19 protein-coding genes and 1 pseudogene are annotated in these 21177 nt (G+C 45.5%); 5 read left to right on the top strand and 15 right to left on the bottom strand.

Features of this window, described 5'->3' with window-relative positions; translation table 11 throughout:
- Positions 1–369 precede the first annotated feature (369 nt).
- From ABWV76_RS01810 to ABWV76_RS01800, 3 genes are all read right to left on the bottom strand, one after another.
- Positions 370–1941 (bottom strand): AbgT family transporter, encoded by a 1572-nt coding sequence (locus tag ABWV76_RS01810; RefSeq protein ID WP_353375073.1) that lies wholly within the window; start codon positions 1939–1941, stop codon positions 370–372.
- Positions 1942–2036: 95 nt separating this feature from the next.
- Complete coding sequence (locus tag ABWV76_RS01805) at positions 2037–3047, bottom strand: tryptophan--tRNA ligase (protein WP_353375072.1); 1011 nt, start codon at positions 3045–3047, stop codon at positions 2037–2039.
- A 128-nt stretch (positions 3048–3175) separates the two neighbouring features.
- A complete protein-coding gene (locus tag ABWV76_RS01800; RefSeq protein WP_353375071.1) occupies positions 3176–4165 on the bottom strand; it encodes a helix-turn-helix domain-containing protein in 990 nt (329 codons plus the stop codon).
- 144 nt (positions 4166–4309) lie between these two features.
- Between ABWV76_RS01800 and ABWV76_RS01795 the strand changes: the two genes are divergently transcribed.
- From ABWV76_RS01795 to ABWV76_RS01785, 3 genes are all read left to right on the top strand, one after another.
- Complete coding sequence (locus ABWV76_RS01795) at positions 4310–4726, top strand: rhodanese-like domain-containing protein (RefSeq protein ID WP_353375070.1); 417 nt, start codon at positions 4310–4312, stop codon at positions 4724–4726.
- Between the two features lie 102 nt (positions 4727–4828).
- Complete coding sequence (locus ABWV76_RS01790; protein ID WP_353375069.1) at positions 4829–5296, top strand: GNAT family N-acetyltransferase; 468 nt, start codon at positions 4829–4831, stop codon at positions 5294–5296.
- A 670-nt stretch (positions 5297–5966) separates the two neighbouring features.
- Entirely contained in the window at positions 5967–6098 is a 132-nt protein-coding gene (locus tag ABWV76_RS01785) for a carbon storage regulator (protein ID WP_353375068.1), read from the top strand.
- A 345-nt stretch (positions 6099–6443) separates the two neighbouring features.
- Here the strand turns inward: ABWV76_RS01785 and ABWV76_RS01780 are convergent, their stop codons facing one another.
- The 5 genes and pseudogenes from ABWV76_RS01780 to ABWV76_RS01760 all read right to left on the bottom strand — a co-directional run bounded on the left by ABWV76_RS01780 (position 6444) and on the right by ABWV76_RS01760 (position 11988).
- The gene (locus ABWV76_RS01780) at positions 6444–7943 is read right to left on the bottom strand and encodes a vanadium-dependent haloperoxidase (protein ID WP_353375067.1); all 1500 of its coding nucleotides are present in this window, start codon (positions 7941–7943) and stop codon (positions 6444–6446) included.
- A gap of 1387 nt (positions 7944–9330) precedes the next feature.
- Positions 9331–9917 (bottom strand): annotated as a pseudogene (locus tag ABWV76_RS01775) (GNAT family N-acetyltransferase).
- A 296-nt stretch (positions 9918–10213) separates the two neighbouring features.
- Complete coding sequence (locus ABWV76_RS01770) at positions 10214–10519, bottom strand: DUF2845 domain-containing protein (RefSeq protein ID WP_353375066.1); 306 nt, start codon at positions 10517–10519, stop codon at positions 10214–10216.
- Between the two features lie 110 nt (positions 10520–10629).
- Entirely contained in the window at positions 10630–11082 is a 453-nt protein-coding gene (locus tag ABWV76_RS01765) for a hypothetical protein (RefSeq protein WP_353375065.1), read from the bottom strand.
- A gap of 480 nt (positions 11083–11562) precedes the next feature.
- Positions 11563–11988 carry a GNAT family N-acetyltransferase gene (locus ABWV76_RS01760; RefSeq protein WP_353375064.1) on the bottom strand — a complete coding sequence of 142 codons (426 nt, stop codon included), beginning with the start codon at positions 11986–11988 and terminating at the stop codon, positions 11563–11565.
- A 1314-nt stretch (positions 11989–13302) separates the two neighbouring features.
- Here ABWV76_RS01760 and ABWV76_RS01755 point away from each other — a divergent pair.
- A complete protein-coding gene (locus tag ABWV76_RS01755) occupies positions 13303–14025 on the top strand; it encodes a 4'-phosphopantetheinyl transferase family protein (protein WP_020414756.1) in 723 nt (240 codons plus the stop codon).
- An 86-nt stretch (positions 14026–14111) separates the two neighbouring features.
- Here the strand turns inward: ABWV76_RS01755 and ABWV76_RS01750 are convergent, their stop codons facing one another.
- From ABWV76_RS01750 to ABWV76_RS01740, 3 genes are all read right to left on the bottom strand, one after another.
- Positions 14112–14630 carry a MaoC family dehydratase gene (locus tag ABWV76_RS01750; protein WP_020414755.1) on the bottom strand — a complete coding sequence of 173 codons (519 nt, stop codon included), beginning with the start codon at positions 14628–14630 and terminating at the stop codon, positions 14112–14114.
- A gap of 34 nt (positions 14631–14664) precedes the next feature.
- Positions 14665–15126 (bottom strand): MaoC family dehydratase, encoded by a 462-nt coding sequence (locus ABWV76_RS01745; RefSeq protein ID WP_353375063.1) that lies wholly within the window; start codon positions 15124–15126, stop codon positions 14665–14667.
- A gap of 112 nt (positions 15127–15238) precedes the next feature.
- Positions 15239–16087 carry an HpcH/HpaI aldolase/citrate lyase family protein gene (locus ABWV76_RS01740; protein ID WP_353375062.1) on the bottom strand — a complete coding sequence of 283 codons (849 nt, stop codon included), beginning with the start codon at positions 16085–16087 and terminating at the stop codon, positions 15239–15241.
- Positions 16088–16353: 266 nt separating this feature from the next.
- On the opposite strand from ABWV76_RS01740, the gene ABWV76_RS01735 reads away from it, so the two are divergent.
- Complete coding sequence (locus tag ABWV76_RS01735; RefSeq protein WP_353375061.1) at positions 16354–17553, top strand: CaiB/BaiF CoA transferase family protein; 1200 nt, start codon at positions 16354–16356, stop codon at positions 17551–17553.
- On the opposite strand, the gene ABWV76_RS01730 is transcribed toward ABWV76_RS01735, so the two are convergent.
- Genes ABWV76_RS01730 through ccmE form a run of 4 tightly spaced genes read right to left on the bottom strand, consistent with a single transcriptional unit; the run spans position 17554 to position 21142 of the window.
- On the bottom strand, positions 17554–18147 hold the full coding sequence (locus ABWV76_RS01730) for an IMPACT family protein (RefSeq protein WP_026305260.1): 594 nt from the start codon (positions 18145–18147) through the stop codon (positions 17554–17556).
- Complete coding sequence (locus ABWV76_RS01725) at positions 18110–18694, bottom strand: DsbE family thiol:disulfide interchange protein (RefSeq protein ID WP_353375060.1); 585 nt, start codon at positions 18692–18694, stop codon at positions 18110–18112. Before ABWV76_RS01725 ends, ABWV76_RS01730 begins: the two co-directional genes overlap by 38 nt.
- 16 nt (positions 18695–18710) lie before the next feature.
- Positions 18711–20696, bottom strand: coding sequence for a heme lyase CcmF/NrfE family subunit (locus ABWV76_RS01720; protein ID WP_020414749.1), 1986 nt, complete (start codon positions 20694–20696; stop codon positions 18711–18713).
- Positions 20693–21142, bottom strand: a complete 450-nt coding sequence (ccmE, locus tag ABWV76_RS01715; protein WP_020414748.1) for a cytochrome c maturation protein CcmE — start codon at positions 21140–21142, stop codon at positions 20693–20695. Before ccmE ends, ABWV76_RS01720 begins: the two co-directional genes overlap by 4 nt.
- Positions 21143–21177: the final 35 nt, after the last annotated feature.

Raw genomic sequence — 21177 nt, 5'->3', positions numbered from 1 at the left:
TGACGCGGATCTTAATAGGAATCGTTATCACTTACAACATTATTAGAACATTTTTTTACTAATGCGGTCTGGCCCGTGTCCTTATTGCAGGCAAGGGAGCAAACCTCGCCTGAAATAGATACTCTGGAGGAGCGAGGTGTAGGCACATGGGACCATCGAAATTCAGCCTCGCTCATACCCAGCACAAGCCATGAATTAATCAATATTTTTATATTTAAAAAGATGAATAGAAGGGACTACCTGGCAAATATCAGGTTGATTTTTAGTTGGGGAGAGCTTGGGAAAGAGGCGCCCAGGAACCCGGGCACCTCTGAGTGGAAACTGAAATGATGCATCCCGGGGTGGGTAAAACCACACCGGTGCTACTCATTATGGCGTTGGATAGGTATAGCTGGCTTGCAGCCCCAAAGGCATACCCAGATTCCAGTAAATCACCAGGAATATGGACCAGCAGATCAGGAACACCACCGAGTAGGGCAACATGATAGATACCAGTGTACCAATGCCTGTTCCCTTCACGTAGCGCTGGCAATAGACAACTACTAGTGGGAAGTAAGGCATTAACGGCGTAATAATGTTGGTGGAAGAATCACCTACACGGTATGCCGCCTGGGTCAGGTCCGGAGAGAAACCAATCTGCATCAACATGGGTACAAAAATGGGCGAGAGCAGCGCCCATTTAGCAGAGGCCGAGCCCACAAACAGGTTAATAAATGCCACCAGCATAATAATACCCATCAGGGTAATTGGGCCCGGCAGATTCATGGCAGCCAGCAGGCTGCCTCCCTCTACTGACAACAGGGTGCCTAAACCGGAGCGGGCAAATTCAGAAATAAACAGGGCACAGAAAAATGCCATCACGATGTAGTAAGCCATGGAGCCCATGGTCTTGGACATCGCATCGATCACATCCTTACTTTTACGGAAGGTCCCAGCGGCATATCCAAATACAACTCCAGGGATAACAAACAGTAAGAAGATCAGCGGCACAATAGACTTCATAACCGGCGCGCCAAAGGAGGCCAATTGCCCCTGGGAGTCGCGCAATGCAGAAGTCTCTGGCAACATCCAGGCGATAAGGCCCACAACTCCAGCCACCATGACAGTCACTGCCAGGTACATCGCCTTTTTCTCGCGAGCCCCCAGCTCCTGCATTACTGGCATATCTTCTTTGTCCCCATCAATGGCGACATTCTTCAGGCGGGGCTCAATCACCTTATCGGTGAGCCACCAGCCCAACATAGTTACTACGAGACAGGAAGCCGAAGTGAAGAACCAGTTATTGAGAGGGTTTACTTGAATCTCGGGATCAACAATCTGTGCCGCGGTTTGGGTAAAGCCCTGCAGCAAGGGATCAATGGCCGAAGGAACAAAGTTTGCTGAGAAGCCACCGGATACTCCGGCAAACGCCGCAGCGATACCTGCCAAAGGATGACGGCCAGCCGCATAGAAGATTACACCGCCCAAGGGGATCACCAATACATAACCGGCATCTACAGCGGTATGGCTGACAATCGCCACCAGAATCAGCATCGGGGTGAGCAGCATCTGCGGGGTCACCGCCAGTAGCTTTTTCAGAACGGCATTAATAAAGCCACTCTGCTCCGCAACGCCAACGCCCAGCATGGCCACCAGCACCACACCAAGTGGAGCAAAGCTCGTAAAGGTGGTCACCATACTGGAGAGGAAGCGAGCCAGCTCCCCACTGGAGAGCAGGTTGGTCACCTGGATTGCCTCACCGGTGGCTGGATGCAAGGTATCGAAACTTACTCCAGACAACATCCAGGACAGCACCCAGATAGCAACCATTAATATGAGGAAGAGTACTGCCGGGTCGGGAAGCTTGTTCCCCACCACTTCAATAAAGTTGAGCGCCCGGTTGATCCAGCCGTTCTTGTTCGCGTCGCCATCCTCTGCAGGGTTAGCTTGAACATTTTCCATAATGAATCCCTGTTGTATCGTTATATTTTTATTAATACTCTTTTATCTATAGGACGGCTACGGAAGCCATAGCCTCCCAACTTTAATTCAAAACATTACTTACCGATCTTGCGGATACCTACCGCATGGCGCAATTTCTCAATAAACGGAGCAGAGTAAGCGCTCGCCTTAGCCGCCCCTTTTTCAAGCTCTGCTTCAATCTGAGATGGGTTTTCAAGCAGCGTGTTATACCGTTCACGGGCTTCACCGATCTGACCATTAACCAGCTCGAATAGCTGCTTCTTGGCCTCCCCCCAGGCAATACCCTCTTCAAACGCCTTACGCATTTCTGCGGTTTGCTCTTCAGTAGCGAATGCCTGCCAGATCTGGAAGACCGTTGAAGTATCAGGATCTTTAGGTTCTCCTGGCTCCAGAAGATTCGTCTTGATCTTATTGATGTGCTTCTTCAGTTTCTTCTCAGACAGGAATAACGGAATAGTATTGCCGTAACTCTTGCTCATTTTTCGACCATCAAGCCCTTGCAATACGGCAACATGGTCGTCCACTACCGCCTCTGGCAGCGCGAAGTGTTCGCCATAATGGTGATTAAAGCGTTGGGCAATATCGCGAGCCATTTCTATATGCTGGACCTGGTCCTTGCCCACCGGCACTTTATTGGCATTGAACATCAGGATGTCTGCAGCCATCAGGATCGGATAGCTATACAATCCCATGGTCACACCGAAGTCAGAATCTTCGCCATCCACACGGTTAGCATCCACGGCAGCCTTGTATGCGTGGGCGCGGTTCATCAGGCCCTTGCCAGTCATACAGGTCAGCAGCCAGGTCAACTCCGGGATTTCATGAATATCGGACTGCCGATAGAATACGACATTGTCTGTATTGAGGCCCAAAGCCAGCCAAGTGGCGGCAATCTCCAGGGTGGATTGATGTACCTGTTCCGGGTCCTGACACTTGATCAGCGCGTGATAATCGGCCAGGAAGTAAAAAGATTGGTTATTCTCGTCCTGGCTGGCGGCGATAGCCGGGCGAATGGCGCCAACATAGTTACCCAGGTGAGGAGTGCCGGTAGTTGTAATACCGGTCAATACGCGCTGCTTGGTCATAAATCCTTTGTTTCCTGTACTGAATTCAGGCAATAAAGGGCGAATCATAACCTGTTCGCGGCTAGGGTTGTATCAACGGAAGGAATCGGCTTCCAGCCAGTAAGCCCCCTGCTCTCATCGCCAAAGACTCACTCCTCTTTTATAGCCCCAAGCCTTTCCGGACAGGCAAATTGCCTTTGGTATTGCCCGGGGGATATACCGAAGGCTTTGCGAAAATGGTGGCGAAGGGTTGCGCTACACTCAAAGCCTGCAATTTGCGCTACAAGATCGACACTCTCCTTGCCGGACTCCAGCGCCTGCTGCGCCACCATTAAACGCTGCTGAATCAACCACGCCTTCGGAGCGACTCCCATAGACTGGCGGAATTTCCTATCAAAACTGCGGCGTGAAAGATGGGCCTGCTCTGCCAGATCCCCCACCATGATGGGTTTATGCAGGTTGACAAGGGCCCAATCCAGCGCCCCCGCGAAATGGTCTGGCCGCTTGGAAACTGGAGTCTCCACAAACTGGGCCTGCCCTCCCTGTCGGTGGGGAGCCATCACCAAGCGCTTAGCCACAGAGTTGGCAAACTCATGGCCATGGTTGCGACGCAAATACTCTATCCCCAGATCTATTGCCGCCGAGCTGCCAGCCGAACAGGCCAGCGCACCCTGCCAGACATAAAGCACATCCCCCACGTACTCCACATTGGCAAAACGCTGTTTGAAGACATCCCCATAGCGCCAGTGGGTAGTAGCTTGCTTCCCATCGAGCAAGCCAACTTCAGCAGGCAGAAATGAACCCGAGCAGAAAGTCAGGATTTGCCGACCCTCCGCAACGAACCCCTCCAGAGCACCGTACAAAGAGTCCAAATAACGATCTTTGGCCAGTGGTGTAGTAGACCAGCAGGGAACCACTAGCAGATCGTAATCCAACAAACTGCTGATCTGCTTACATTGCAGAGACACTCCGCCCACGCCTACCGGGGCTTCTGGGGCAAAGGAGACCACCTCACCCTGATAGAGCTCATCCATACCCGGGCGAGACAAACAGAACAGCTCAGTCGCGCAGCCAAGTTCAAACAAGGCAACTTGCCGGTGCACCAGAATCGCTACTCGCTTTGGATCACTACACCCCATTGGCCCAGCCCCTTTATCAGTCACCACCATTCAACGCTTGGCTCAAACTTAACGCTATTTGGCGTTCAAGCCAATCGCCTAATTGTCAGCCAAGGAACAAACTATGCGCAAGCTTTTATGAGAGTAAGAACCAAGGAGATACTTATGAGCTCAGCTGTAAGCCGCTTCGCCCCAGCCAGCAGCCAACAAGCCCTGCTTCATTTTCAGGAATTGCTGGCCTACGAGACCGACTGCTGGGATGTCCACCATGCCATTACCAATGGGCGACGGGATTTTGTTCTGCTGGATGTCCGTGGCGAAGAATCATTCCGGCAAGGCCACATCCAGGACGCTCACTCCCTGCCCCACCAACGTATCAATGAAAAATCTTTATCCAACTATCCAGCCAGCACACTGTTTGTTGTCTACTGTGCGGGCCCCCACTGCAATGCCACAGAGAAAGCCGCTATCAAGCTTGCCAAGTTGGGTCGCCCGGTAAAAAAGATGATTGGTGGTGTTACTGGTTGGATAGATGAAGGATTTCATCTTGTTAAAGATAGCGAAACTACCAACGCCGAGTAAGCAAATTGGATCTTGTCTCACCAATTCAGAAATCAAGAGGGCGCAGGACTGCGCCCAAAATCGTCTCCCCAACCTGAATTCCAATAAAGAAAATAGAGACCAATGCAAATACGTTACGCAATGCCTTGCGATGGTGCCCAATTATTAAAAATGATGCGTGTCCTCGCCAAATTTGAAGGTTATCTAAGTGAGTTCAAAGTCAACGAGCGTGAACTGAAAAGCCGGCTATTCGAGCAAGCAGATTTCAAGTGTCTGGTTGCTGAAGATAATGGAGTAATTGTTGGCTACTTGGCCTTTTACCCCCTGCCATTTACTTATGACTTAACTCCCTGGTTCTGGATTAAGGAACTATATGTAAATGACAGTATGAAATACCGTCGAAAAGGAATAGGCAAATCTTTAATGCAACAACTGATCTATGAAGCCCGCAAGCAGGGTAGTACAAAAATAAAGTGGGAAGTACTTTGCTCGAATATCAATGCGCAAGATTTCTATAAGCAGCTGGGCGCATCTGTAGAACAGCAATGGCAAACCTGGTCCCTTAGTACAAAGGAAGCCAAAATCAACTAACACCTACAAAGAAGCCCTATCAACCGCCACCCAAAATCCCACACAAAAAAGAGCCCCGAAATCAGCAGGATGAGCCGCGGAACCGGTTAAGTCAGATACTACAAATATGCTTAACTTGTAAAAACATGAGATTCCTTTAACCACCTAAAAATCCGAAAAAATAATAGTGCCTGTAAAAATTTAGGCGCACGAATAATCTTATCGGATTTTATTTGGTTTTTATCTGTGTCAAAGCCGCGTAAAATCAATAGATATTTATCAGTATTGCGGCTGGTTATCAAGCAAGCTGTGTAAGGCTCATACCTTAAAGGAGCCTAAAACTTTCACAATGATCCACCCTTCAATAGGAGAGCGGTAGCGTGACCTAAGAATAGAGAAAAGGCGCTGACCCAAGGTGCTACCAACACCAGGGGCCAGCTAACCAAATTGATATCGATCCTATCAAGTTGGCTATATGCATAGTACGCTAGAAACCCGCTCGCATTCAATAAAGTCGAGAATATTCAGCAGCTTGGAGCGACTTTCCAAGCTCCGGGAGCCTAGCGTTCGCCTTTTCCTATTTTGTGCCCACCGCTCCCGCGCCCCACCCCTCGAGCCCTCCAGATGTCGACTTCTAAGCTTTTCACCCAAAAGCGCCCACCCATGAATTAAGTATTAACAGGAAATAAAAATGTTGATCTTGAAACGCCGGACTGGCGAAAACCTAAGAATTGGGGCGAATGTCTCTCTCACCGTATTGGAGGTTAACGGTAATCAGGTAAAGATAGGAATACATGCCCCTAAATCCTTATCTGTTCACTGAGAAGAAGTTTATATCCGTATCCAAAAGAAACAGGAGGCAAGCAATAGAAACCGTTGAGAATATGGCCCTCACCGGTTGTACTCTGCGGCAAATTGCCAGTCTTGAAGCAGCTCTATTCGTAACGAGAATCTCATTTGAAAAGATAGCTATAGAAATCAGCCGAAGTATCCATGCTGCTTACCCCAACAGAGCAATTGTTCATTTTCCAAATGTAATGTTTCATGTACCTAATAGAATAACAAGCCAGATTTTTTTTACGCTACCCTTACAACTAAAATGGAATGGAGGGTGTAAACATTTATCATATTGATTGATAAATATATCCTCCATCCCAACTTCTACCTGTTATTCACCCGCCACTTTAGAAAGATAAAATTGATAAGCACGGTTTGCAACCTGGTGACCTATCGCCTGGCCCGCCGGAACTGAGGGCTCAAAGTGCACACCTCCCCAAACACGACTATTACCACAGTCTTCTTCAAATGAAGTCCAGGTTGGGAAGTGCAAAGACAAATCGGTTTGTGGTGTTATGCCTGGCTCAATCTGCGAGCTTCCTGCAAACGCTAGCACGGTATAGCCCAATGTATCACCTTGGGGTAAAAAGAGGCGGCTTGTTTCAGCATGCGCGGCACAAAAGCTGGCAGAAGCAGACGGATACTCTGGGTGATCAGCAACAGGCAAATAGCTGGTCCACTGACTAGCAGGCAAATCATTTACCGTTCCTTTTCCCACTCCTCCCCAGGCAGTAACAGGCTCGTCTTTATAAATATACCGAACTGCAGAGAAGGGGCGTACGGAATTGTGTCGACGCTTCTCCTTCCAAATCGCAATAGCAGTATCAAAGGCAGCCATATTAGTCAGGAAATCGTAATGAATGAAATCCATCAGCGATAAACCCTGAGCCTCCGATGCAAACACAGCAGCAAAGCCTAAGCTGAAGATCTTCATATCAAACAGCTCTGCCTTCATTTTCTGCTCATCAGTTAAGTTAGCTGACGTAGTCAAAACATCATTTACTTGCGCCACGTAACTTGGATAGTTCCATATTTTCGATTTTAGAGGTACCGGCGAAGTGAATTCATCCGGAGACTCATAACTGTATGGCGTCGTCAGCGCTATCTGGGGCGTGACAAATTGTTGAACCCGATATACGCCAGGGCGCTCCATTAAAACTGCTGGCTGCCACTTCGAAGGAAAACGTAATTTATAGGCAGTGTTAGCTGGTTTGAAATTGGTATAATCGGCATAAGGTAAGCGGTGATACAACTGATTACCCTCATTACCCAGCTGATTCATACCGTCATTAACACGCCCTTCCAATACTTTTCTACCGGCATAGTTCCCTATACCAATCGGGGTAGTAGTATCTTCTGAAAAGTTATCAGGATCCAACCCTAACTCAAGTAACAGATTATCCCATTCAGATACCAAGTGTGGGAACAACCCACTCAATACCTTATGAGACGCATAGGAAAGTGCAATATTTAACTCACTGTTATCTGTCGGCTCAGCCATCCGAGCAATATCTGAGTAAACTCCTTTGGCAGTCGGATGATAAGGGGCTGTGGCATCAAACCAAGAGTTGGTAATTAGCGTCGTAAAACGGAGCACTAAAGTAGCGTCATTAGCAGCGGGAGACACTTCAAAAATTGCACACGCCGCTGCAGGAATAATATTCTGCACTGCGACGTTGCAGCTTTCCAGATCTGTAGAGTTACACTTGGGTGGCAATTGAACGTCTTCCAGTTGCGGGCAGGTTAACGCCTGTGCCTGCCAGCTCACAGAAATAAATAATACCCCGACAATCCCTTTTAAAGCCTTTTTATAAATCTTATTTTTAAGCATCGATCTATCCATTTTTACTTGATTAGCGTGTTTGAAAGACCCCTTTAGGCAACCAAACACGTATTATTAAAATCAGACATACACACTTTAAAGATTCATTAAACTCCCTATACTCTTGCCCCCTTTTTTAAACCAGAAGTAACCACAACGTTCACACTCGGAAAACCCAAATTGAAGATTAATATTGTTGAAATGTTCATTTGCTGAAGCTTTACAATCAACACATCAACTTGCACCAAAAAAATTTAGTCTCCGCCACCTATGCTCCAAAAACTTAAAAATCATCTATTTGATTTCAATAATTTTTTGGTTAACCTACTCTACGCTGTGGGGTCAGTGAATCCCCTCCTGTATAGAGAAGAGCCATATTGGCTCTGACACTTGGTATATAATGGTCAAACCTTACAACTATAAAACTGTTGTGACTGGAAAATTCACCTCAGGAACTCCAGCCAAATAAATTCTACTGAAATACAGCCTATTTCTGTAACCAAGTTGCAAACCGAAATATAAGAAAGAATAGTGTTAACTTATTAACTAGAATCACGAAGCCTTTAAAAATATATTATTAATCTTACATCCTACCGCCTGACACTCCCCACTAGTAACGTAACTTGATGAGAATCAAGTGAAAACTATGCAGCGGCCATATTGTGATGCAATCATTTGTTACATTTTTACTAACTGGTTGCCACTAAGAGTTAGCCCAGGTATCTCGCCTAAGAAACCACCGAAGTGAGCCTAACAATTTCGAGAAAGCCTAACCGATCAACACATTTTAGCCAAGCACGCAAAAATACATCAACTTACAGCCAGGAGTAATCTCGCATAAAAATTAAAAAAAGAAAAATTAAGATTTTTCGTGATGACATCATGAAGTTATAATTCATGCAGATAACTCAAACCACTAATCAAATGACTTCCAATTGACAGCTCGAACTTGCAAATTTTTCTTGTAATTTGTCATAGCTGTAAATCTAGATTTAATAAGAAGTTATCAGTCTTTCCTACTGAATTTTGATACACTTTTAAATAGAGAAATAAGCGTTCAGCCAAACACCCACGGCAAGCAATGTCACCAACAAGAATAACCCAAGAAAGTCTTAGGTAATCTGTGCGGACTAGTACTAGAGAGATCCTGTTTAGCCCGGTTAGCACTCAAGGCTGCCCCAGATTGCGCCAGCTCTTGACGGGCTTACATTTTGTGAATATCAGTAAGTTAGAAGGCGCCATATTGGAATGAAATCATTTATATGCATCTTATGATTTTTCCGCTATCGCAAGCGCATATCACTAAACATCAGGATTACTGAAAACTTAACCTGCTGCCTCATTAGGCAATATACTAAAATAAACCATTGTTTAATCTGTTTACAACATAAACTCCTTACAACGAGCATTTCATCAGTTTACACCCACCAACATGTGGAATAAGTGGATGTGATTCCAATTTAACATTCTTAATGCTTTTGAATCCTTGCTCTTCGTATAGCTTAATGGCTATGGTATTGTCAGAAAATACGATAAGACTTAGCTCACTGTAGCCTTCATTTCTTGCTTTTCTTTCGTCTGCTCCAGCAATGATTTTCCAATCCCTCTCTGCTGATATGCCTCATCAACACACATAGCATCTAGAAAATAACTCCCTTCAATCCTGCTGGAATAAAATTCTCGAAACCTATTTAAACGATCCGAGGGGAGAAAATTCACCAACTCTTTTGTTATACAGTGGAACTTTGCAGGATAAGACAAAGCTACCCCAACAATTTCCTGATTAGACTCAGCAACAATACAACTACGGAAAGTATGTGGATAAATATCTTGCTCCAAACCATTGGAAAGCACTTCAATAGCTGACACATTAGGTATCAAATCATGAAATAGATACTCTACAGCTCCGTCAGATGCAATATAGTCTAGCTCTGCAATACGGCGACAATCATCCTTTTTTCCAAGCCTGTAGTTCACATTCATATCTTATCCTAAACCAATATATTTGACGGTATATTTCAGATATACACTAAGTTTTGGGCAACAATCATGTTTCCAGGTAGATAAAAAAACTGTTAACTCAGAGTTTTTGATTTCACCAAACAGTCTATTATAAAATGCTAATTCCATATCTATAGACTAAAGGTATGTACATACCAGTCACACCAAACAAGTACTTGCTTACCTGAAAATCATATAAGATAGCGATGAGGCTAACATGTAGTGCCAGCCCTTGACCAACAGCTTGTGAAGCATAGGAAGTTCAAAACACGACACAATTAATTTTGGTCAACAGCATTTATCTTAAAAAGCTTATTCCCTTCAAAAACCAAACTGTAGTAATTGGTTTTTCCATAATTAGTAACTTGAATGATCCACTCCTCAATCTTCATTACTCGAACCCTGTTCCCCGCAGTATCTTCCCGATCAATATACCCAATAACCTCTTCACTTACGGGCTGGCCACAAGCGCTCAACACCTTATACTTAATGTCTCCTACCGATATCAACTCGTTGCCGCATCTCAATGCAAAGGCGTTGTTAGCAAATATTAACAAAGAAATAAAACAAACAATCTTCTTCATATCAACTCTCTTTTATTGCCGTTCTCATCGGAGAACAATGCTATATATCTAGTCCAGAAATATGCATAAAGCAACCAGTAAAAAGGTGGATAACCAAGTACTATACCTGGTTATACACCGGTACCTGCTGTGCGTAATCGATGGTACATGGTAGTAACAAACCTACCACCAAAAATCATTGCGAGTGAAATTACCAAAACAGTGACATAACCGTAATTGATAGTTCCCTGAGTAAAAAGCTGGCCAACAATAACTCCCACAGACTTTAAAGCCCAGTAGACCCCTATAAGAAAAGTGCCAGCCGCCACCAGTCCCTTCTCAGAAACAGAGGCAACCCCATCGCTAGATCTGATGATTTTAGGCGCTATTTTTGGAGCCAATACCCAAAGAATTATGCCAATAACAGCTGGCACTACTATCGATCCAAGAACGGGAGCAATGGGTATTGGCTCACTGATACCCCAAGATGCAGGTGCAATGATAAACGGTAGGGCATTTCCTAAATTACTTAGAACCAGATATGCCGCCAAAATCTTAATCGTCAATTCTGAAAACTGTTTCATATTTTTTGTCTAATACACCTAAAATAGCAGGCTGAGTTTTGCACCCTTAACCAGCTTTAACCATTTGTCAAGTGGCTTTCTAGGATAGAAGCTCTTACGGAATCCATGCTATACACCCCACAGCATCACTATTACTTAAAATTAGATAATTACTGCCATTACATAAGTGCCAAAACCCTGATTCATAACCTACTAAGCTTCACAACTAATGCTTAGCAACATAGTTGAGTGCTATGAGGGAATCTTAAGAACACTCTTCGTCAAGCTAAGCTCTTTCCGTCAAACCGGAATTAATATCGATCTTCGTACGTAATGATTGAGGAAACTCCGTCATGGTTGCTCTTAATGCTAAATCTTCGTACATGCTGAACCTCCGATTCAAAGTTTAATATTCTCTCTATTAAACTATGAACCTTAGCTGAACAACCACCTAGCATTGACTTTTGGTGCTACTTGATAGGGCGCCCCTAGAACACATTGTTATAACTTTTTTACTAGGCAGTATGTTGTATGTCCTTTGGGGTAATCTGGCAACTCACCATAAACTTTAAAGCCAAGTTTTTCATAAAAAGGACGAGCCTGGAAGCTTAATGTTTCCGTGCGAATATATTGAAACCCCTTTTCAAGAGCATATTTTTCAGCAGCAGCCACCAATTCACTACCAACACCTAGACCGCGGGTATCCTCCGACAACCAAAGTAACTCGATAATGCAATAGTTCCAGAACCCTGTTGCCCGGATGCCACCTTGAATTTCTCCATTTTCACTTTTAGCAAACACTGCAAATTTAGTATCTTCTTCAAATACAACATCATCCGGAATATACTTCTGATTATATTTTTTTATCCCCTCGCTAATAAATTTTAAATCTTCTTTTTGTGGGGTTGATGTTACTTCGATGTTCATTCATACCTCCTTAAGTATTTGGTAAATTCTGAGGGGGTTATAATTCACTGAAAAGTGATAGATTAGTCATCTTGGTAGCAATAACACAAAGGTAAAGTCATAAATAGTTCGTGCAATGAAAATTATTCGGCCACAGGGCTTTGCATCGTAAAGCCAGCTACATCCACTAATTAAATGAATTATTTTGCGGATCATATACATTGCCATACCATCAGGCCGGTTCTCCTAGTAGCTCACAGGCCTTGGTTCCAGTTTCCTCGATAATCTTAAACCAATGCTACTGGAATAGTTAAAACGGTAGTACGAATAAGGCTCCCACCACAACGTATGCTAAGCTACGGTAACTTTCTATCAAGCTCTGAAAGATTTCGAATCAATTTGAAACAATATCAGAAGCTTTTACTGAAATATTGCCACTATATTCAATTACCTCAAATTTACCCTTTTTAATTGATCATTTGGATAACTTCGCCACTGAAACGCCGCTTATCCAATTCATAGATAAATTAACATTTATAAAGTGATCATGACAACTATCCCGAAATATCCATCAGTACACAACCCTATGATTTTATTTTAAGCTAATCAAGTTACTATTCAGAAATAGCAGTCACGGTAATTGAACTTACAGTCCAGGCCTCGTCACTTTTCGTCACGGCACAAATTTATGCACATACACTTCCGGAGCCCGCTGGTTAATTATCGAGCAAATCAGTTTGTTTAGAGCAGAGCATCGTTAAGTTGAGTGATTATTTTAGGGAGAGATTAAAAGGAATACCGACCTGGTGAGATTTGATCATCACGTCGGATTTCTTGACATCAAATATCCTGTCATCAATTAGCAAAAAAATTGCTGAGCTACTCAAAGTAACTGAGAAACTATCCTAAAAAAATAGATTTGTACTGCTTCTCTACCGATTCTCGAAACACAACTGCTATGGATATTCTCAATTCCCAGGGATAAGTATGCAAATTAACTTTCCACGTTAGTGCCCTAACCTGTAGTAGAAGTAGCTTTTAAGGGCTTGATTTACTCTGAGATACCTCATAGAACCATACTAACAACTACAATCAATCGCTGGGCTGCACAGAAATTAACCTGGTATTTAGGGAATTATAGCGAAGGGGTAAATAGAGATAGTATTTTTTTCAAAGATCCCTATTTTTCTCTTGCAGTTCTCCAGCTATCTGTGACAATGATACTGAAATTACTACCTTCGCAAATCCTATTTTACATCCTTACTTCTATCCTCGGATAACAAGGGGGGAAGCGAGATTGAAGCAAAGAATATAGACACCAACCTTCATGTCACCATGATACATACAAGCACTCCACCTCAAAATCAGGGAACTAAAGAATTTATTTCGGAAGTAAGGCCAATTACCAAGCTTCCTTTACAGGGTCAGCTATTCGAGTGTGAATTCAATCCCAAGGAGTATAGCGACCTTTTATTTAAGGCCCTGGATGTTACTTTATCTGAAGATGTTCGTTTAGCTCGAGACAAACGTAAATCTGAGTTTCTTGCAGGGAGGTATTGTGCCCAACAAGCTTTAAATCATTATGGTTATCAAAATATTGATATTCCGATTGGGCAGGACCGGTCCCCGCAATGGCCAAAAGGTGTGATTGGATCTATCACACATGCGGGTAATAGAGCTGTTTGTGCAATCAGCAGACAATCTGTTGGGCTTGGTATTGATTATGAATTACCCGTGACAGATAAGACCGCCAATGAAATTAGTAACCTGATAGTGAGTGAAAAGGAAAAGCTATTACTCTCCAATTCCGGCTTACCTTACGCCAACTGGTTAACTTTGATATTTTCTATCAAGGAAAGCCTGTTCAAAGCCCTCTACCCAAAAGTAAAACAATATTTTGATTTCCTCGACGCTGAAGTTTTCAGCATTGACCATGTACAGCAAACAATATCTTTGAAACTACTAAGGAATCTAACCCCTGAGGTGAGATCGGGTCAAATATATGATGGAAAATACTGTTTCCATCAAGGTGGTATTCTCACACTTATTGAATATTGATACCCTTGATAATATTAGAATTAATGAGCTTTTGGTAAAAGAACCACATTATATAATCGACCCCCAGAACACTTTGATCCTATTAGTTAGTAGCCGGCAGCTGTATAAGGACCAACATTGCGTCTGTAAACTAGCAGTTTCCGTTCGAAACTTAATACGTAAGCGCCATCTTGATTATGCGCACGTGAACTAACATGTAGCAGTCCCTGATCGGGGCGTGATTTGGATTTGCGTTTTCCGAGAATTGCTGATTCAAAATATAAAGTATCACCAACATATACTGGTTCAACCTTACAATCCGTCACACTCAAGTTTGCCACGACTTTACCAAATGTTTTGGTTGTAAGAGCCATCGCACTTAAAACAAAAGTCTCAGATACCTTTATCCGGTCACCATAGACCCTTCGGGCATAGCGTTGATCAGCATAACCGGGGCTGAGATCAAATACATTGCCTGCATAGCTCAGTGAGCTGGCTTCTGAGAAGGTGTGCCCCGGCCGGTGCTCAAAAACCTGGCCTACTTCAAAATCCTCAAAATCTACCCCATAAGTTTCAATAAATACATTGGGCTCAACCTCACGGAGAAAACTGAATGAATCCTTCACAATGGCTCTCCAACGTAATCTATTGATTTAATCATTAGTAATTATTTGCGGAAAACGGTAGATGATCCCGCTTGAAAATCAACATACTACAACGCATTTCATTCGTCTTTACTTTATCCTGGTTAATGCCGTGAACAGCGACTTCTATCAGGCCTGCGTCTGAGTCTTTGGAAGTTGCACCAACAAATAAGATTTCACTTTCGGCATAGAGAGTATCCCCACCAAATACTGGTGCGAGCATGTCAATACTTTTCCACTCCAGTATGCTTTTTCGCCGATTGAACGTTTTCCAGGTCATTCCCATCAGGCGCGATACAATCAAGGTGGTCACAATTAGTGGCTGCTTGAACTCTGTCTGTGCTGCATAATTTGAATCAAAATGTATCATTGCCTGGTTGAATGTAGTAATACACTCCTCGACATTATCCTGCTGGCTTATAGTGACTCCGGGGCGGTGTTTAAAAACCTGGCCCACCTGAAAATCTTCAAAATCCAAACCGTATCTCTCCCTATATCGGTTATCGCCTACCCTTATATATCCGGGATAACAAAGATGTTCCATATAAATATATTCCTGAAAAGTAAATTACCTGGCCATAACTGAAAGGCTATTTCCTATTTGCCAGGTTGATCAGCCGCTGCGCCCGCTCAACCACAGGTATATCCACCATCCGGCCATCGACCACCAAGACCCCTCCCCTGTTTGCCCTGTAAGCATCTACAATTTTTTGCGCTTGACGTAGACTTTCTTCCGACGGAGAGACTCCCCGATGTATTCCCCGCAGTTGACCCGGATGTAGTGCAATTTTTCCAGTAAAACCCAATGCCGTTATTTTTTGTGTGTCCTCAAGCAGGCCGCGGTCATCGCCTAGATCCAACCAGGGCCCATCAATTGCCGCTATATTGGCATGTCCAGCTGCCTGCGCAATACGCCCTCTAGCATACAGCAGGGAATCCCAGCTCATATCTCCCCTTACTTCGGATGAGTAATCTGCTGAACCAAAACCGATAGCCACTACATTTGGCGCCATTGCAATTTTGATGGCATTTTCCAATCCTTTTGTCGTTTCAACCAAGGGTATTAATCTGACAGGGTGATCAAGAGAGGTCATGACTTCGTTAAACCAAGCGATCTCCTCGGAGGATTCCACCTTCGGTATCATAACGATGTCTGGCAACGGCTCCATCTTCAATATCAACAACATGTCTCTCAATCCCTGCTCACTTGCCAGGTGATTAATTCGCAATGCCCGTTGAATAGAATTTGAGGTTTCGGCTTTAAAGAAATCGACGACTTTCTCTCTGGCAGCTTCTTTCTCACCTGGTGCCACAGCGTCTTCCAGATCAACACATGCCACATCGGCTTCGCTCATTAACGCTTTTATATATCTGTCGGGACGTGTAGCGGGAACAAACAAAATACTGCGAAAAAAACAAACTGTCTCACGGTCCATCATTTGCACTTTCGCCTTACCAGGTTTCTTCGCCCAAATCTTTAAAATTTAACTCTTAATGACATCTTCATACTTAGATCTATCCCAGCATATTAGCAGCCCTAAAAATCATGAACTCATTAAGCGCTGTCAATTAAAATGGCTTATCGGACTGAAACTCTTTTTTGCGCCAGCCTCCCATTCCTTAATCAACACTGCTGGGAAGCACTCCCAGATTTATCTGTCCTAAAATCGTAATTGACGATAAACAAAGATTGGTGAACTTCTCAATGCTCCCTCTTTCCGGCTTGCGGGTAATCGCCGTAGAACAATATGGCGCAGGTCCCTTTGGCACATTATTTCTCGCCAATTTAGGCGCTGAAATCATAAAAATCGAGGATATTTCCCATGGTGGGGATGTGGCCCGCACCGTTGGACCCTATTTTATAAAAGGTGAAAAATCAGATAACAGCAGCTTGTTTTTCCAGGGACTCAACCACAATAAACGGAGCTTGTCCCTTAACCTCACATCGAGAGAAGGGCAGGAAATACTCCATAGGCTCGTTGCAACTGCTGATGGGGTAACCGGTAATCTACGTGGTGACGTACCTGAAAAATTGGGAATCACTTTTGATGCCCTTAAAAAGGTCAACCCTAAAATTGTCTGCGCCCACCTAACCGCTTTTGGCAGGAGTGGAGAAAGAGCATCTTGGCCAGGCTACGATTATCCCATGCAAGCGGAGGCCGGTTACTTCAAGTTGACAGGAGAACCCGACGGACCACCCACACGTTGCGGCCTCTCACTAGTGGACCTATCTACCGGGGTAGCTATGGCACTTGGATTGGTATCAGGTATTTTCAGTGCCAGGGAAACGGAAAAGGGAAGAGATATCGATATCAGCTTATTTGATAACGCACTATATAATTTAAACTATGTAGCTATGTGGCAGTTGAATGCCGGGCACAACCAGCATCGACAGCCCCGCTCGGCTCATTTTTCCCTTACCCCTTGCCAACTGTATAGGACCAAAGACGACTGGATTTACCTAATGTGTAATAAGGAAAAATTCTGGACAGAACTATGTAAGGCTATAGAGCACCCTGAGTTAACCACTGACTCCAGATTTTTGGATTTCAAAACACGCCTAAAAAATCGAGATCAACTCACAGAAATACTGGATATGATTCTCAGTAAGAAGACGACTAACCAGTGGCTTAAACTATTTTCGAGTCGCGTTCCTGCAGCTCCTATTTATGACGTGGAGCAAGCATTGACCAACCCATTTGTCACAGAGAATGGCAAAATACAATCAATGTATGATGACAATGGAAAGCAAATTAAAATTCTCGCACCACCGATTCGCTGTGACAAAGAAATGCCAGAGTTCAAGCAAGCCCCAACAATGGGGCAGGACAACTTCGACATTCTCTCCCAATTGGGATATTCAGAAACAGAAATTAAGCAGTTGAAGAACAATGGGATTATTTAGTTAATCCTGTACTTCAAAATTTTCAGCCAGAAGCTGTAATCGTAAAGACGGCCATTCACTACTTGGCAGGGAGATGGGAATAACAACCTTGCTCGCATATTCTGCCGGCCCACAGCTTCCCTGATGACGCCCTACCAGGAAACGCAAGCGGGATTCCTGGGCAAAATTACAGCCAACGACAATACTTTCCAGAGGTACAAAAGTGTCGAGCCTGACCTCTTGCAGGGCGCTGCCAACTGAGCCTCTATAGGCCCGCATCAGACCCCCAACCCCCAGCTTGGTACCACCAAAATAACGGGTAACTATAGCTCCGACATTACCGATACCCTGTTTGAGCAGCAATTCCAGCATAGGACGACCGGCGCTGCCGCCAGGCTCACCATCATCATCCGCTTGCATCACTTCAGGATTGGAAGGGTTGCCAATCACCAATGCTGTACAGTGGTGACTGGCATCCGGATATGTTGCACGAACCAGGTCAAGTTGCTGCTGAAATTCCACCTTATCTTCGACCGGGCCCAACCAACAGATAAAGCGGCTTTTCTTTTCTTCGGTCTCACTGACAACGGGAGACGAGGGAATCTGATAGGTCACCGGCAAACTCGTCCCAATGCTGGGTTTTCAGCTTTTCGTAAAGGGGCTGTAGCTTGGTTTGCCACACCTTGTTATCCACTACGCCTACATGCTTACAGCGAATGGTACCCTCGGCATCCACCAGGAAAGTTTCCGGGGCTCCAAAAACCCCCAAGTCGAGGGCCAGGCGCCCTTCCCTGTCTGCAAGGCTGTAAATGTAAGGGTTGTGGAATTTCTCCAGCCACTTGATTGCAGCTTCGTCCTCATCCTTCATGTTGACCCCAACAATAGGGACACCCTGCTCCGCCAAGGCATTCAGGTAGGGGTGTTCCACCCGGCAAGCAACACACCAGGTCGCCCACACATTGAGCAAGTGCGGCCCTTTTGGCAAGTCACTCTTCTGCAACAGTTGATTACTATCGGCAACATTCTCCAGGGAAAATTCCGGCACCGGCTTGTTAAGCAATGCGGAGGGCATTTCTTGCGGATTCAGGGACAGGCCGCGCCAAAAAAGTGCGGCCAATCCAATAAAAATAATCAGAGGCAAGAAAAGTTTTAATCTGGACATACTATCTTCCCCAAATCTACGCAGTAGCTACATTGCCAGCAATCGGCACCTGACGTGCCACTTTGGCTTTACGATAACGTTTATCCGCAACCGCAATACCACCGCCAATCGCCATTAATAAAGCACCGAGCCAGATCCATACTACAAATGCCTTATATTGCAGCCTTACCGCCCAATCGCCGCTGGGATTGCTGCGGTCCAAGGGTTCGCCCAGGGCTACGTATATATCGCGGAACAGACCAGTGTCGATCGCCGCCTCGGTCATGGTATTTCCGCCAGAGAAATAATTCCGCTTCTGCGGAAGCAGCTCTGCTACAGGTTCACCATTTTTACTAACGTGCAACACCCCTTCAAAGGCACGGTAGTTTGGACCCTGAGCGAGGCGCACCCCATCAAATTTGAAATCGTAGCCAGCCACTTGATGGCTGTCCCCAGCCCCCATGCGCAGGTCATCTTCCACGCTGTATACCGTAGTTAATACAACCCCGAGTACTGCAACAGCCAGGCCAATATGCGCGAGATGCATACCATAATAGCTGGCACGCTGGCGCTTTAATCCAGCAAAGAAAGACTTGGCGTTGCGGGTCTTGGTTACGATATCGGCAAGGCTCGCACAGAATACCCAGGCACCGATAAAGATACCCAGCACTGCCCCCCAGTGGTAATGGTCGAAAGCCAACGGCCAAACCAGAGCGATAACCAATGCTGCCAAAAACGGCAAACGCCAAATATTCAATAACTTGTCCCAACGGCTGTCTTTCCAGTTGGCGTGCACTCCCATACCCAGCAGCAGGCACAACACAACCATTATCGGCACAAAGAACAGATTGAAGAACGGCGGTCCCACACTGATCTTGCCGAGGTTCAAGGCATCTGCAACCAATGGATACAAAGTACCAGTCAGCACCACCGCCATAATGAGGATCAGCAAAATATTATTGCCGAGCAGGAAAGTCTCCAGGGAGCGGAAGGAGAATACACTGCGAGCACTGACTGAAGGCGCGCGCAAAGCAAACAGCAACAGGGAAAACCCGACAACCAGCGCCAGGAAGCCAAGGATAAAACTGCCCCGCAGGGGATCGGTAGCAAAAGCATGTACTGAGGTAATCACTCCGGAACGTACCAGGAAGGTACCTAGTAAGCTCAGGCTGAAGGCGAATATCGCCAACAAAATAGTCCAGCTCTTAAACAGACCACGTTTCTCTGTTACCGCCAGTGAGTGCATCAGTGCAGTGCCAACAAGCCATGGCATCAAGGAAGCATTTTCCACCGGGTCCCAGAACCACCAGCCACCCCAGCCGAGTTCATAATAAGCCCACCAACTACCCAGGGCGATACCCAGGGTGAGGAAAGCCCAGGCCACGACCGTCCAGGGCCTGGCCCAGCGCGCCCACACTGCATCCAGTTGGCCACCGAGCAGGGCTGCAATAGCGAATGCAAAAGCCACAGAGAACCCCACATAACCCATATACAGTAGAGGCGGATGGAAAATCATTCCCGGGTCTTGCAACAGTGGATTCAGATCTGAACCTTCCATCGGCGGGAAAGGCAGGGTTCTATCGAATGGATTCGAAGTTAAAAGGATAAAGAGGAAGAAACCGATCAGCACCATGCCCATTACAGACAGCACCCGTGCCGACAGCTCCGGTGGCAACTGCCGGCCGAACATGGCAACCGCAGCTGCCCAACCAGCCTGAATCAAAAGCCACAGAAGTATGGAGCCCTCATGCCCTCCCCAAACTGCCGTCACTTTGTAGTAAACAGGCAGAATACTATTGGAGTTCTTTGCGACGTAATTAACTGTGAAATCACTCTGTACAAAGGCAATCGTCAAGCAAGCAAAAGAGATCAATACAAAGACGAATACGCCCATGGCGAGGGGTTTACCGGCCTCCATCCATAAGGGCCGAGCGGTATAGCTGCCGGCAATAGGCAGGACAGATAAGGCAATAGCAAGCAGCAATCCCGCTACCAGTGCAAAATGGCCCAACTCAGGGATCATATTTTTGCTCCATCAGCACAGCTTTCGTGAGAAACCATAGACTCAGCCACCTCTGGTGGCGTATAGGTTTCATCGTGCTTGGCCAGGACCTGGTCTGCACGCATGGTGCCGTCCTGCATCAGGCGCCCGGAAATTACTGCAGCTTCACCCTCAGCAAACAAATCCGGCAGTATCTTGTCGAATACCACGGCCAGTTCGGCTTCACCGTCAGTGATAACAAACCGCACATCCAGGCTATCTTCAGCGCGCTGCACACTGCCTGGCACTACGCAACCGCCTGCGCGAATACGCTTTTCAAAAGGGACCTCTCCAGCCGCAAAAGCACTGGGCGCGTAGAAATAATCCATATTTTCACGCATCGCATAGGTCACAAAACCCACGGCGACACTAGACAAGGTGACCAGGACAAGTACCAGGATCAGACGTTGCTTGCGTACAGGATGCATTGTCTTAGTTAAACTCCATATATTTAAGTTTTGAT

It is taken from the genome of Microbulbifer sp. NBRC 101763 (genome assembly GCF_040371615.1).
In the GTDB taxonomy this organism is placed as follows: domain Bacteria; phylum Pseudomonadota; class Gammaproteobacteria; order Pseudomonadales; family Cellvibrionaceae; genus Microbulbifer; species Microbulbifer variabilis.
This window is presented reverse-complemented; position numbering and strand designations above follow the sequence as displayed.